The following is a 241-nucleotide window of genomic DNA, read 5'->3' as shown; positions in this document are numbered from 1 at the left end:
CGCCTGATTGTAGTCGCCAAGAAGAGCCCGATGCGCGGACGGATCGTAGCGATTGCGATGAACGACCGCCGCCTGGGCGAGACGTGGTTTGACATCCGCAGGACGGGCGGGATCGGGATAGCCGACGGTCAGGCCGAAAACCGGGAATACCCCGTCAGGCAGCCCGAGCGCCTGTGATACGGCTTCGGGATCGTTGCGGATGGCGCCGATATAACAGGTGCCGAAGCCGAGGGATTCCAAA

1 pseudogene is annotated in these 241 nt (G+C 63.1%); it reads right to left on the bottom strand.

Annotated features, from left to right (window positions below):
- Positions 1-241 (bottom strand): annotated as a pseudogene (locus SB659_RS20360) (NADPH-dependent oxidoreductase); the annotation flags it as partial.

It is taken from the genome of Arthrobacter sp. SIMBA_036, from assembly GCF_046535135.1.
Lineage (GTDB): Bacteria > Actinomycetota > Actinomycetes > Actinomycetales > Micrococcaceae > Arthrobacter.
Note: the sequence above shows the minus strand (reverse complement) of the source record. Positions and strands in the feature narration are given on the sequence as shown.